Here is a 13,225-nt window from a genome sequence, read left to right as displayed (position 1 = left end):
ATTTTTACGCTTAATCCTTATGAGCGATCAAGTAAAGGCCCAAGAAAATTATCAGAAGCGGCCAGATTACGCCCCAATTGACCCAGTGGAAAACGAATGGAGCGACCCTCTCCAGAAGCATGATTACGCCGATGAAGACCACCACCCCGCCGAACACATTTCTTGAACGCCAGCGCAACGTCTGGTTTTCCTTCATTTCCTGACCCAGGGCTTTAGCCTTCTGGCCGATCTCTCCCGCCAGTTCTTTAGCTTTTGCCTCACGGCTTATCCCCTCTTCCGTGCCGTCCTCGAGCGGCATCATGATAGCTAGAATCAGATAAAGGACGATGCCGACACCGTTGGTCAGGGCCAGCAGGATAAAAAGGATGCGAATCAAGGTCGCATCAAGCTCGTAATGATTGGCCAAGCCGCCGCAAACACCGAAGATGATGCGATCTGCGCGCGAACGTTTTGGCCTGTTCGATTGCTCTGTCATACTTTTTAGTTAGCTTATTAAACCCCCTTTGGCAATGGCTTATGTAATCCGACCAAGCCGAGGAATTTCTCGAGCTCTTGGCCTTTTATCTCGCGTGATCCTCCGATTTTTATATCCCCTAACCTGATATTGACGATCCTGACCCGCTTGAGCTCATCGACGTGATAACCCAGCGCCTGGCACATCCGCCTGATCTGGTGCTTCTTGCCTTCAGTCAATATTATACTGAACTTCTTTTCCCCCTGTTTTCTCACTTGGCAAGGCCTAGTCTGATAGCCGTCATCCAGTCTCACCCCGCGAGCCAGCTGATTGAGCATTTTTTCATCAATCTTCTTGTTGACTGCGACTTCATACTCTTTTTCATGCCAGACGTCCGGACTGAGCAGCCGCTCAGTGATGCGGCCATCATTGGTTAGGATAATCAGGCCAGAAGAAGCCTTGTCCAAACGGCCCAAGGGAAAAACTTTCTCTTTGGCCTTGAAAATATCAGCGATACTCTTCTCTTTGCCCTGAGGGCTGTGGGTAATTATGCCTTTGGGCTTATGGTAGGCGAGGTAGATGAAGTTTTTATTAATCTCCACCTCGACTTCATCGGCAGAACTGATCATCTGGCCCGGTTCGGCTAGCTTGCCGTTTACCTTAATCTTGCCGGCTTTAAGCAGCCGGTCGGCTTCCTTGCGGCTGCTAATCTTTTTCAACGCCAGATATTTATTGATGATTACAGGGTAGATATCCTTTTCTTTGTTCATATTTTCAAACTAGCGGCAGCGGCACTCTCACCGGCCACGAAACCCGTGCTCCAGCACATCTGCAAATTATATCCTCCGGTCGGACCGTCAAGATCTAACACCTCGCCGGCCAAATACAGATTTTCTACCAGTGTCGACCTCATCGTCTTGGGCACTATTTCAGACAAAGACACTCCACCGACCGTGACTATGGCCTTGTCGAATCCGGCAACGCCCTGGACCTTGAAACGCAAATCCTTAAGCAAACCGATGAGCCGCAACCGCTCTTCCCTGGTGATCTGGTTGACTCTCTTTTCCGGATCAATTCCGGAGAGCCTGATTATGACCGGGATTATCTTCGGCGGCAGCAAGGTCGAGAGCCCATTCTTGAATTGCTTATTGTTATTGATCTGGAAATCGTTCTGCAAGCGATGGTCGAACCTGAACTGCTCCAGGGCGGGAAAGAAATCGATTGAAATCTCGGTGCTGCCTGGCAGCGCCTGGCTGACCGATTTGCTCAAGTCATGAATGGCCGGACCGCTCATGCCATTACCGGTAAATATCGCATCGCCGAAGCGCTTGTCGATGCGTTTCTTGCCGGCATAAGCGGATATCTCTACGTCGTGAAGGCTTAAGCCTGACAATTCAGAAACAACCGGGCCGCCCAGGATGATAGGCGATAATCCTGGCAATGGCGGGACTATCTGATGTCCGATCGAATCGAGCCATGCCCAGCCATCACCCGAGGAACCGGTTGCCGGATACGATTTGCCGCCGGTGGCGACAACATATTGGTCCGCCTCGATCGCTTGGCCGTTGGCCAGAATGACTCGGGAAATTCTCCGCCCATCAACCACGATGTCTTTGACCGGCGAACCGCCTTTGAACTCGATACCGGGATGCCTGATGTATTTCCAAAGAGCGTCAAGCACGTCCTGTGAACGGTCACTGACCGGAAACACCCTGCCGGCGCGCTCAGTCTTGAGCTTGACCCCCCGACGCTCGAAAAAATCCATCACCGATTCAGGACTGAAGCGATGCAGGGCCGAAATAAGGAACTTGCCGTTTTTGCCGTACTTGGCCGCCATACTCCTCGGCTCATCCGAGGTGTTGGTGATGTTGCAGCGGCTGCCGCCTGACGCCAGCAATTTGATGCCGGCGCGATTATTCTTTTCAATCAGAACCACGCGCGCGCCAAGTTCGCCCGCTCGTCCAGCCGCCATCAGGCCTGCTGGTCCTCCGCCAATAATCGCTACGTCATGTTTCATTTTGTCCTGACCCTGTGTAAATTAAGATTTTCTTGATAGAATAAAGGAAACTATATGATTACTCCCCTTGCCAAACTCATTACCCTGCCGGCGACTACCCTTTATGCCCTGCTTTTCCCTATTGCCGTCATTGAGGGCCCGATTATCACCGTAATCTCCGGCTTTTTTGGAGCTAACCAGATTATCAATATCTATATCGCTTACTTCATCATGGTCGCGGGCGACATCACCGGCGACTGTCTCTACTATGCCCTCGGGCGCTTCGGCGGACGGCGTTTTTTTGACCGCTGGGGCCATCTCTTGGGCATCTCTGCCAGCAAAGTTTCTTCCATGGAAAGCCACTACCGCAAGCATAGCGGCAAGACCATCCTGATTTCCAAAATAACCCACGGCATCGGTCCGGTTTTCCTGGTCGCCGCAGGAGCCAGCCGAGTTCCATTTAAACGATTCATTGCCTACAGCTCCCTAGGATCTTTCCCAATCACCCTGATTCTGTTGCTGATCGGCTACTTCTTCGGCCAGGCTTATATGAGTATCAGCCTCTACCTTGACTGGTTCGGCTATGCCGCCTCTGGCATTGCCATCCTGCTGTTCATCGGCTATCGACTAATGGTTCTTTTCGCCAAGAAATACGAAGAAAAAATCTGATATCTCAGCCGACGAACCCCTTGATTACTTGCGAAACCTCCGCAAAATTATTAAGCACCAAGATATGATCTGCCTCGGGCAGGATGACAAGCTTGGTGTCTTTTATTTTCTGGTCCATCACCAATGAATTCCTGACCGGAAAGATAGAATCCTTGCGGCCATGGATGATCAGGGTCGGCTTAATGATCTTGGGGAGGAAGTCCCCCCAGTCCGGGACATAGGTCTGGCGCGTGCAATAAAGATAGACGCGCATGGTCGTATTGCCGACATCGGCGATCATTCGCGGAATGTTCCAGTCACCCGACCCTGGATATCGTTCATAATCAATATGTTTCCCAGCGGCTGGCTTGAACGGCATCAGCCTGAACAGACTCGTGGCTAAAAGCAGCGGGCGAATAAGCTGCGAGACCAGCCTTTTTTTGACAGCAAAATCCGGGCTCAAAAAAACTATCCTGTCTACAGATTCCTGGTTCTTGCTAAGGTATTCCAATGCTATCAATGTGCCGAATGAATGGCTGATCAGCACGAAACCCTCGAGTCCGAGATGCTTGACCAAGCCTTCAAGGTCGTCAGCGAATAGCGACATGGCGTAGTCTTCGTAATTTTTCGGCTTGGCAGATTGGCCGTGGCCACGCAGATCGAAGGTTATGACATTATACTCATTCTCGAATAAGCTCTCGTACTTAAGCCAGGCCGAAGAGCTGCCCGATAGGCCGTGGACGAAAACCAGTGTCTTGCGCCCTGGCTCAAATTCGCTAGTGCGATAATATATGCCTCTGGATTCAAGATAATATTCTTTCATAGGCCCAAGGCTGAATAATAAGTCTGCTCCATCTTGTTGACGCTTTCACGGATGTCATATTCCCGGCTCATGGCCAAGCTCCTTTCACCCATAGCCTTGCGCAAATCCTTGTCAGCAAGCAGTTTGAGCGCCTGACGGGCCAGGTCCTGCGGATCGCCAGTGACGAAAAGCAAGCCATTGCCATCGACAAAGAATCGGGAAGCACTCATCTTGGCATCGGAAATGAGGATCGGCTTGGCGCAAGCCATAGCTTCTAAAACAACCATGCCTTCAAGTTCGGCCAATGAGGGCAGGACGAAGACATCACATGCGTTATAAGCCGCTAGCTTGTCCTCCTCACTGACTAGTCCCATGAACGATATTTTTTCGGCGACGCCAAGCTCCTTAGATAGCTTTTCCAGCTTCGGTCGCTGATGCCCCTCCCCTATTATCATGACATGGACATCCGGCTGCTCCTCCATGATCTGCGGCACCGCCTCGATCAAGGTACCGACGGATTTTTCAGGATACAGCCGCCCTACGAAAAGCAGCCTGGACGACGTGGCTGGCAACTTGTTGCGTTCAAGGAAGTTTCCGAACGGCTGCGGCCTGTATTCATCGGTGTCTATGCCATTGCTTATCACGGCCGAAGACTTATCCTTGCGGCAAAGATGGTGGAGCAGTTCGCGGGCTAACTCCGAAGGATAGATGACGACCTCGGCTTTGCTGTAAATCCAGGCCAGATACCTGTTCCATATTTTCGCCAGCATGGGCTGGGCGAATTTCGGAGCATCCATAAACAGATTTTCAGGCTGCGAGTGTGAATGAGCGACAATTTTTACCTTGAGCGATCTGGCAGCCTTGACCGAGACCAAGGCGCCTGACATGGGCAGAAAGACGTGCATGACGTCGATCTGCTCGCGCTTCAAGACATCCTTGATTTCCCTGATCGTGGGAAAGGCTAAACGCCAACCCCCGGACTTGGGCAAAGGTAGGCTGCGGAACCGGTAAGCCATAATCCCCTGATATGGCCCGCTGGCCGGGCTTTCAGGGGACTTGGCGCCGATAAAGACTACTTTATGACCCCTGGATTGCAATAATTTGCTGAAACGCAAAGCCGAAACCAGCACCCCGGCCTTATAATCGCCTATGGGGTCGCAAACTATAGCGATGTTAAGTTTTTTTCTATCTGTCATTATTTAACAATAATCGCTAATATTAAAATAATATCCCTATTAATATTGTACTCCTACGCCGGGATAAAATCAAACCCTGACAATTCATAAAAGCACCTTTCCAGGATTATGGAAAGGTGCTATTTTCATATCTTGTTCGATGCTTATTTCAAGATTTCCTCTACGTCCTTTATCTCTTTCAGGATTTTCATCTCGGTCGTGTCAATCGATTCCCTCAGTGCCTGCTTCATCTTGGCGCCCTCTTTCCTGACTTCGGTGATGCGCTTGAACTGGTCGATCCGTGAAACTTCATCGTCTACCATCTGCTTCAGTCCGCACATGTTCTGATGCAGCACATCCTCGACTTCAACCGTCTCCTTCTTCAGTTTTTTTCGCAGCTTGCCGCTCAACAGCATGACCAAAGCGACGATCAGGATGATCATGAACAGAAGGCTGGTAATGACCGTGAAGTAATTGATGACGAATGATCCAAATGTGGCGAAAACCGGCGGCGTCACCAGAAAGCTGACCTTCTGGGTGGGCACGCTCTTTAAGCCATTGATGTTTTCACCCTCAGCCCAAGCGAAATAGCGTCCGTTACTCAGACCGGAATCATTCAGATAAAACCAATTGCCGTTCTTATCGCCATGGACGACCTTGGCCGCAATCCTGCCCGCGCTGTCCTGGATGTAAATATTGACCAGACTATTCGCCAGCGCCGTACCGTTGATGAAAAACTGATCCGATGGCTTGATTTCTCTGGCATAATTCTTGATGACCGGAGTCTCGATCGGCTGGATGGTGAATTCGACGGTTTCAACCGTCTCGTTGCCGGCTTTGTCTATCACCTTGATCAGTGCCGTATGATCGCCGTAACCGAGCTGTGACAGTTCGATGTTCAGATTTTCCTGCGATTCATCCTCGGTCAAGCTATATTTATTCTCTTCCAAGCTGTTAACGTAGATTTCGTACGACTGGACGCCGGAGATATCGTCTTTGGTCTTGAAATACAGTTTCGGCCAATTGCCGGCGTCAGTCTGCTCTACCCTGATCGTGAACGGCTTAGGGCGCACATTATCAAGCATTACGCGGTAATGATCGACAGTCCCCCATTTCTTGCCGTCATATAGTTTGAGATGCAAATACCAGATGCCGTTTTCGACATTATCATAAGCTTTCGAAGAAACCAGCCCTGATGATTCTGATTTTGGATCGAAGTTCAGCTCCTTATTGAAATCATAACTGACTCCGGTCACGCCTGCGGGCATTTCCCAAGCAAACTCGACATTATTCTTAGCATACCAGGTATTCTGGTCCGGATGGGTTGCCGAGGTTATGTTCGGCTTGTTGTACTCGTCAGTTATGACTGCCGTTTTCTGGTCTTGGACTACCAATGGTTTGCCGGTGCCAGCTGTCTCCTTCGTGGCGGAATCCGGCACGACGCCATCCTTGGCTGAAATATTAAAAGTGGCGCTGCCCATGGTCTCGAGCACATTGGAACCCTTGCCGTCATTGGCCAGGATGGCGCCCGAGGAAAATCTGACTTGAGTCGATCCGACCGCTTTGGCTTTGAAAGTCACCGAAATGATCTTACCAGACTGCCCCGAGAAACCTGGCGGAGTCAATCCGCCACCGAAACTGACAGAGCCGGCCCCGTTGGAATAGCTAGGCTCAGCCGGCCACATGGAAAAAATAGACCCGCTCTTAGAGATGCCGGAAACTTCCAGAAAATTCCTATCGAAATTCAGGACGCCCTCGGCTGCGTTTATGGTGTTGCCACCGGTATAGGCCTTAACCGTGACCGTAATCTTGTCACCGACGACGTAAGTGCCGTTGGCCGGAGCGATATATAGCGATCCGCCGGCTGCAAGTGCAGGCGAAACGAGGCCAAAGCTGGACAGCGCGAAAACCAGCAGCGCTGACAAGGCCAGAAACCTATTTTTTTTATGAGTATTCATCTCCTTGACTTGTTATCTTTACTTGATGCGGTTGCGAGACCTGGCTTTCCGAAAAATGAGCCAGGCCGCAAGCGCCACTATGATAAATAATACCACAAAAGGCGCGAACCTCATAGATGATTTGGGCGCCGGTTTTGATTCCTTGATGAAATATTCTTCAATCCGCTCGTTGCCGGCCTTGTCTATGGCCTTCACCTTGATGTTGCTTGACAAGGACTGGTCCTCCAATATGTAGGGGATGCTGGCGAGCTTCCATTCAGGGTCAGCCTTCTTGCTTTCAAACCAGCCGAACCAGGAAGATCGGTCGGCGCTATCATCAAATCTCGCCTCTAGGACTTCGTAATGGTCTACTCCGGACTGCTTGTCCGTAGTGTTGAATATCAGATAATTTTTCCCATTATACATCGACTGGCTGCGCTGAATTTCTATAACGAAAGGTTCGGGCGGGATGACATCGTCATTCTTCAAGGTGTCCCACTCCTTCCTCGACTCCGCCTGCTTTTCAGTGACAGTGAATTCGGCCTCCTTCAAAACAACCTTGGCCTCGGTGCCCAGACCGTCATTCAGAAGCACCTGGGTGCTGTCAACGAAAAAAACCTTAGCCGTCGGCTTGGGCACGGCGTCCGCCTTGAAGTTATTGACCTTAAAGATGATTTTGCCGATGATATTGCTCTCGCCCGGATCACCCGGAATCTTACCGCAGTAACCACCAGGAATGCCGCCGGTGAACTTGACTATCTTTTCATGATTGATATTCGGCATGTCGCCAGTCTTGGGCAGGTCGATCCATAAGGAGAGGATCGATTCGCCACCGCTGAAATCGACCATTTCAAGATAATCCTTATCGAAACCGATAACACCCTGGACGGTATTGATGCACTCGTCACCGCTATCTATATCGATTTTGACGTCGACAGCGAAAACATCGCCATAGCCATAAGTTCCGCTAGAAGGCGTGAAATACAAGGTAGCAGCACGAGCAGCAAATGACGGCACGACCAGCAAAAAGGCAAAGATGAGAGTTTTTATCACATTATTCATTGAGAGTTGTAAATTGATAATTGTAAATTGTGTTACCCTGTCCAATTATATAGCATGATACTGAAATCGATAAGGTCGACCTTCTTGTTGCGGTTCTGGTCGGCACAAGTATTATCAGTGCCCCAATAGTAAAGCAAAATCGAGAAGTCGACCAAATTAGTCTTCTTGTCCTTGTTCAGGTCAGCCTTGGGGCAAGGCTGGGCGAAGCCGCCCTTGCCGACATAGAAGCTTACCGCTTTGGAAAAACCGCTCTTGATAATATTGTTAGTCCCTTTCTGCTCGAATGATGCCTTGACGATGTGATAAGCCTCGGACTCCAGCGGTGCCGTATTGAAATTGAGCGTCCATTCGCCTTTGTTCGAACTCTGAGTCTGTTTGACCACCTCAGTTGCTGAATGGAATACGACCGAGACATCGCTCGTCGGAACGGTCTGACCGAACACCCTCAGCTCCTCCCCTTGTCCGACTGTCGGCTTGTCGATATCGATGCTTGGCGAGAGATAGGCTCCGGAAACGGTAGTGACCGCGCCGGAAGCGACGCGGAAAGTCAGGGTTTGCAGGGCCGACTTCAGTCCCTTGCTGTCTTCTGCCCAAAGCCCCAAACCGATTACGCCAGGAGTTATGGTTTCGCTTTCGAAATAGAAATCCGCTTTAGGATCGGCCCGAACGATACCGATAGTCTTGCCGTCAATCAGAATGTTGACGTCGGATCCAGGATAGGCTTTGCCGTTGACTACGACCTTGGTCGCTTTGGGTGCGACTTCGGAGCCAGGAATGAAGCCGGCTGGAAATCCGCCGCCGCCAGTGCCTCCGCCGCCGCCCGAACCGCCGCCCTGGGAACCAGCGTTGCCCGGTTCGGTCAAACCGACGCTGGCACACCCGGTAATGACCAGATTGCAGTTGGAAGCGCAAGACAGGCTGCCGGTGTTATAACCGAACATCTGGCAGGTGCTCGAACCGACATCGGTGCCATCGCACTGCTCGAAGCCTTCTTTGATCCCGTTGCCGCAAGTGCTGCAGAATGGCGTCAGGATCGTCGAACAATCGCCGGGCGTAATAGTGTTGGAACAGGTCAGTTCGCCGTCATCGAAACCGAAGTTGCCGCAAGTCAAACCGCCGAAATCATTAGTATCGCAAGTCTCACCGCCATCCTTCAAGCCATCACCGCAAACCAAGAGGACGGTTACCGAGGTGGTAGCCGTGCTGGCGTTGGCGATTTTATGGTATGGCAATAATCCGATGGCTAAAATCAAGAATAATATGGATAACGGGCGAAAACGCATAATGCAAAAAGCTAGATGAGGAACGGCCGGCCAGCAGGCACGCGCCGACTATATATAAGAGAGGTGCTGCTGCGTGACGCAACCGCTTGATTTTCTTAGTCGCGACGATCGCGGTCATTATGCTGGGAAACCTTGGTGCCAACCCAGCGCCAGAAACCGGTCTTCATGCTGTTGGTCGATTTGGATACCGCTCTGGCGACCGGGCGGATCGGAGCGAAGAACTGGGCGAGCAGCAGAGCCAGACCTTTGCCGGTCAAACGCCAAACCTTGATCTTGATCAGGAAAGACAAAACGATGATGGCGATTACGATATAGCCGGCGAGGAGCAGCCAAGGCAACAAACCGAGGCTTAATCCGCCATTAGGCAATTCACCCGGCTTAGCTATGGTAAAGGCGATTTCATAGGCATTAACTATATCGTTGCCCTTATAGACTTTGACCTTGCCCCAATACTGGCCGACGCCTAGCTTGGTCGGGAAATGGGCGGAAACTTCCTTGGTTGAGAATGAAGGTATCTTATCAATCGACTTGTCCATCAGATTCTCCAAAGTCTTGGTCTTGGAGATGTCGAGAATCTCCAAAGCGACCTTTGATGGTGCGGTTTCGACGTTGCCGATATTCTCGATATTCAAGACGACTGTGGCGCGATGAAGGAAGGTACTGAAGATCTTCCAATTCCACGGCCACTCAAGCATCTCAAAATCAGGGATGGCGGCTGTCTTGACCACGAAGTCGCTATTGGCGACGTTGGTAAGAGTCAGATCGATATCTACGCGGGCACCGAGGGCGATGGCAACGCCGGCCGTAGCAGCATTGGCCGATGCGACCTTGATATTTATGCTGCCTTTGTAGTTGCCTAATTCGGCGCTCTTGGGCACGTTAACCGTTACGATCATCGGCACCTGCACCTCGCCCTTGGGCAAGACGAATTCCTCGCCCTTATCGATAGTAATCCAAGGGGCGATTTCCGGCGCGTTGACCTTGATAGTTGCCTTCAGGTCCTCGTCAGCCGACGAACGCAGCAAAGTGATCTGCTGCTCGAACCTCGAACCAGGCACTAGCTGCTGATTCTTAAGATATGGCGGTGAGATACCGAAACCGGCAGACGCGCTCTTAGCGTACCCCAAAAGGCACAGCGCAACCGTGAAAAAACCGAAAAGATTAGTTATTGCTCCCCTTTTCATTATTATAATTGCCTAACGGTGATTAGATTTCATAAACATATATCAGATGAGGGCGTTTACCCTCCTTCTTTTTCGAAGAAAAAATCTTGCGCTTGGACAGGAAATCCAAGCGGCCTTGCTGCTGGGAAATCTCTAAAACTTTTTTTTCTGGCAAGTTAGGAATCGGAAAACCGACACTGATGATCAAGGTACCCGGCTTGCACTCGAACTTGAATTTCTTCGGCAGCTCTCTCAAATATTCTATGCCGAGATAACAGTAGATCACATTCGCCTTGCTGACATCGAGGCTATAAAGCCGCTTCTCATACAGGACCTTGATATCAAGCAGCCTGATCCATACCTGGATGCGCTCAAGCAGATAAAGCAGAAAGTCGTTTTCAACTCCGATCAAGGTGGCATTCGGGAATGCCTTGCCGACAAAATACAAAAAACCGGACTTGCCGCAACTCAAGGAATAGATTACCGGATTTTCCTTGATCTTATTCTTCTTCAGCTCATCAATCAAGGTCTCGATTACCCAGGGGCGCGATGAAACAACCGGGGCAAAACCGCGCAACAGCAGGTCGAAAGTGAATCTGATCAGATAATAAAAGAACGAAAAAACTATTGCGCCATAGACTGCAATTTGGATTTTGGTCATAATCTAAAAATTCGGCCAATACAAAAAAATATATCCTTCAAACATATATTATTATTCCTTTATATTATACTATAATACGACACAATTTTTCAAGGCAGAAAACCCCTGAATTATGGGCATATTATGAGCTATATTTAGGCTAAGGTTAAAGTTTTACACAAAAGAAGCGCCCTTAAGGCGCTTCTTTATATAATTTTCACTGTATTTATTACCAAACTCCGCCGGAATAAAGTCCTGCTGTAAATGTATTCGTACCGTAATAATCACCCGAGGGCAGCAAAGCCGGGATATTGATACCCCAATAAACTGGCCTGGTCACGTTAGCCGCGCTGGTTGGTCGAGCAGAAAGGTTCAAGGTTTGTGGCGTCGTGGAAGATAGATTATAAGTAAGCGACCCGTAAACGGCTGTTGAGAGATCAAATTTCTGGTTATTTTCCCCTATATGATTGCCGCCGTTAGACATCCAAGTTCCATCTATATCGCTAGCCAAAGGACAATTGCCAAAATTTATGACTGTGGTGGTTGCGTTGTAACCGGCAGTATTCTGTCCAGCCTGTAAGATGCCATAAGGAATTGTCGCCTCAGAGACGTCTAGAGCCATATTAGTAAACACGTCGACCGGACTGCTTGTGGCAAGACTGGCTGAGAGGGTTTCATCATAGGGAAAAATCGAAGCAATCCAGCCGTTTGAAGTGTACGGATTTCCCGTGGAAATGTCAGTTGGGATGGCATGATATTCCAAGCCAGCGCTGCATACTACTGTGGCCACGGTATCGACACCGCCTGAACAGTCAGAAACGTTGCAAGCAGCTGCTGCCGACTTATAACAATTATTGTCGTCGGCCGTGCAGTCGGCTCCGCCGGCGACTGCCGAATAATAAATAGTGCTGGTGGCGTCAACCAAGTCGGCACAACCGTTATTGTCCGTAACCGAAGATGAGGATGCGGTTACTGTTTTTGGCCCGGCACCCTTATTTAATAAGGTAATGAGTGAACCGCCGTTCAGGACGATATTGCTCACTGAAGGAGCGACATTGTTGGTAGTGATTACGCTAGTTCTCGAGTTGGCGGCAGAGGCTAACTGATGCCAATCTTTGACAAAGGCATAATATGAAGAGGTTCCATGAGCCATCGGAACCGGGCTGGTATAGGTGCAGGAAACCGTAGCGCCGGTCGTGGTGCCGGTGCAGAATGTGGTGGCAGCACAACCGGTGGTGGTGGACCAGCTATTCGAACTGCAGACGCTCATGGTCAAGGTATCGACTCCGCCCTGGGCATCTGTATCGCCTACGTTGCCCTGGATGGTAAATATGCCTCCAGGATCCTTGTTGTCATCAGTCGTGGCCACTGCCGTAAAGGTAGGGGCATGGTTGACATAGTACGGAGAGCCGGAATCACCTGAGCCGGAATTGCCGACAGTCGTACACTGGGCCTGGGTGGCGTGATTATCGCAGACAAAAGCAGCCCAGTTCTTGGTCTCAGCTCCAGGATCAGCCACATTGCCGTAGGTGCAGCTTGCCTGAGCCGTATCGCCAGTCAAGCCGGAAACGCAGTTGATGGTGTTGCCGACACTGCAGGTCGGGGCGGCGCCACCGGCGCCAGGAGTGGCCGTAGCCGTACTATCGCAAACAATCAAGTAATAACTGTTATTTTCCGGGTCATCGGCCGTGCCGGTAAAGCTGATATTAGCGCCGACATTGACCGGCGAAGTTGAAGAAGACGTCGGGTTTTCGGCTGCATTGACCGTGAAGGCCGGCGGCGCGTTCTTGACGGTAACAGAGCTGGTGGCCGAATCCTGGGCCTGAGCACCGTTAAGCCAGCTGATTTCTAAAAGATTGAAGCGCATGTTGAAAAACACGGCTGAGATGGCGATATTCAGAATCAAAAAACCGGCCACGACGGGATACGATCGTTTGAGTTGTTTTTTAATTGCTTGCGACATGCATGGGGAATATTAATAAATTAATATCTGAAAACTAAGTTACGAAAAAAAATTCCTGAAGAAAATCCTCTATTGATATTTTACCACATTTTACGTTTTAGT

At 50.1% G+C, this 13,225-nt stretch carries 12 protein-coding genes; 1 reads left to right on the top strand and 11 read right to left on the bottom strand.

All coding sequences use genetic code 11. From position 1 onward, the window contains the following. Positions 1-10: 10 nt before the first annotated feature. Genes HGA34_02675 through HGA34_02665 form a run of 3 tightly spaced genes read right to left on the bottom strand, consistent with a single transcriptional unit; the run spans position 11 to position 2,471 of the window. Entirely contained in the window at positions 11-475 is a 465-nt protein-coding gene (locus HGA34_02675) for a PspC domain-containing protein (protein NTW22431.1), read from the bottom strand. 17 nt (positions 476-492) lie between these two features. Further along, on the bottom strand, positions 493-1,224 hold the full coding sequence (locus tag HGA34_02670) for an rRNA pseudouridine synthase (protein ID NTW22430.1): 732 nt from the start codon (positions 1,222-1,224) through the stop codon (positions 493-495). After that, the gene (locus tag HGA34_02665; protein ID NTW22429.1) at positions 1,221-2,471 is read right to left on the bottom strand and encodes an NAD(P)/FAD-dependent oxidoreductase; all 1,251 of its coding nucleotides are present in this window, start codon (positions 2,469-2,471) and stop codon (positions 1,221-1,223) included. Before HGA34_02665 ends, HGA34_02670 begins: the two co-directional genes overlap by 4 nt. Positions 2,472-2,525: 54 nt before the next feature. Between HGA34_02665 and HGA34_02660 the strand changes: the two genes are divergently transcribed. Beyond that, complete coding sequence (locus HGA34_02660) at positions 2,526-3,119, top strand: DedA family protein (GenBank protein NTW22428.1); 594 nt, start codon at positions 2,526-2,528, stop codon at positions 3,117-3,119. Between the two features lie 4 nt (positions 3,120-3,123). On the opposite strand, the gene HGA34_02655 is transcribed toward HGA34_02660, so the two are convergent. The 8 genes from HGA34_02655 to HGA34_02620 all read right to left on the bottom strand — a co-directional run bounded on the left by HGA34_02655 (position 3,124) and on the right by HGA34_02620 (position 13,123). After that, entirely contained in the window at positions 3,124-3,921 is a 798-nt protein-coding gene (locus tag HGA34_02655) for an alpha/beta hydrolase (GenBank protein NTW22427.1), read from the bottom strand. Beyond that, the gene (locus HGA34_02650) at positions 3,918-5,096 is read right to left on the bottom strand and encodes a glycosyltransferase family 4 protein (protein ID NTW22426.1); all 1,179 of its coding nucleotides are present in this window, start codon (positions 5,094-5,096) and stop codon (positions 3,918-3,920) included. The genes HGA34_02655 and HGA34_02650 overlap by 4 nt, the downstream gene beginning before the upstream one ends. Positions 5,097-5,239: 143 nt before the next feature. Further along, positions 5,240-7,033: a hypothetical protein gene (locus HGA34_02645; protein ID NTW22425.1), complete on the bottom strand. Its 1,794-nt coding sequence runs from the start codon at positions 7,031-7,033 to the stop codon at positions 5,240-5,242. Between the two features lie 18 nt (positions 7,034-7,051). After that, positions 7,052-8,074: a hypothetical protein gene (locus tag HGA34_02640; protein NTW22424.1), complete on the bottom strand. Its 1,023-nt coding sequence runs from the start codon at positions 8,072-8,074 to the stop codon at positions 7,052-7,054. Positions 8,075-8,106: 32 nt separating this feature from the next. Beyond that, the gene (locus HGA34_02635) at positions 8,107-9,357 is read right to left on the bottom strand and encodes a hypothetical protein (GenBank protein ID NTW22423.1); all 1,251 of its coding nucleotides are present in this window, start codon (positions 9,355-9,357) and stop codon (positions 8,107-8,109) included. A 95-nt stretch (positions 9,358-9,452) separates the two neighbouring features. Beyond that, complete coding sequence (locus HGA34_02630; protein NTW22422.1) at positions 9,453-10,541, bottom strand: hypothetical protein; 1,089 nt, start codon at positions 10,539-10,541, stop codon at positions 9,453-9,455. A gap of 22 nt (positions 10,542-10,563) precedes the next feature. After that, positions 10,564-11,181 (bottom strand): hypothetical protein, encoded by a 618-nt coding sequence (locus tag HGA34_02625; GenBank protein NTW22421.1) that lies wholly within the window; start codon positions 11,179-11,181, stop codon positions 10,564-10,566. A 208-nt stretch (positions 11,182-11,389) separates the two neighbouring features. After that, positions 11,390-13,123, bottom strand: coding sequence for a hypothetical protein (locus HGA34_02620; protein ID NTW22420.1), 1,734 nt, complete (start codon positions 13,121-13,123; stop codon positions 11,390-11,392). Positions 13,124-13,225: the final 102 nt, after the last annotated feature.

The sequence above is a fragment of the Candidatus Falkowbacteria bacterium genome (assembly GCA_013336275.1).
Taxonomy (GTDB): domain Bacteria; phylum Patescibacteriota; class Patescibacteriia; order Patescibacteriales; family GWE2-39-37; genus JAAXUA01.
This window is presented reverse-complemented; position numbering and strand designations above follow the sequence as displayed.

Coding starts and splice junctions, on each gene's coding strand:
- HGA34_02675 (NTW22431.1), bottom strand. CDS start 475: ATGACAGAGCAATCGAACAGGCCAAAACGTTCGCGCGCAGATCGCATC.
- HGA34_02670 (NTW22430.1), bottom strand. CDS start 1,224: ATGAACAAAGAAAAGGATATCTACCCTGTAATCATCAATAAATATCTG.
- HGA34_02665 (NTW22429.1), bottom strand. CDS start 2,471: ATGAAACATGACGTAGCGATTATTGGCGGAGGACCAGCAGGCCTGATG.
- HGA34_02660 (NTW22428.1), top strand. CDS start 2,526: ATGATTACTCCCCTTGCCAAACTCATTACCCTGCCGGCGACTACCCTT.
- HGA34_02655 (NTW22427.1), bottom strand. CDS start 3,921: ATGAAAGAATATTATCTTGAATCCAGAGGCATATATTATCGCACTAGC.
- HGA34_02650 (NTW22426.1), bottom strand. CDS start 5,096: ATGACAGATAGAAAAAAACTTAACATCGCTATAGTTTGCGACCCCATA.
- HGA34_02645 (NTW22425.1), bottom strand. CDS start 7,033: ATGAATACTCATAAAAAAAATAGGTTTCTGGCCTTGTCAGCGCTGCTG.
- HGA34_02640 (NTW22424.1), bottom strand. CDS start 8,074: ATGAATAATGTGATAAAAACTCTCATCTTTGCCTTTTTGCTGGTCGTG.
- HGA34_02635 (NTW22423.1), bottom strand. CDS start 9,357: ATGCGTTTTCGCCCGTTATCCATATTATTCTTGATTTTAGCCATCGGA.
- HGA34_02630 (NTW22422.1), bottom strand. CDS start 10,541: ATGAAAAGGGGAGCAATAACTAATCTTTTCGGTTTTTTCACGGTTGCG.
- HGA34_02625 (NTW22421.1), bottom strand. CDS start 11,181: ATGACCAAAATCCAAATTGCAGTCTATGGCGCAATAGTTTTTTCGTTC.
- HGA34_02620 (NTW22420.1), bottom strand. CDS start 13,123: ATGTCGCAAGCAATTAAAAAACAACTCAAACGATCGTATCCCGTCGTG.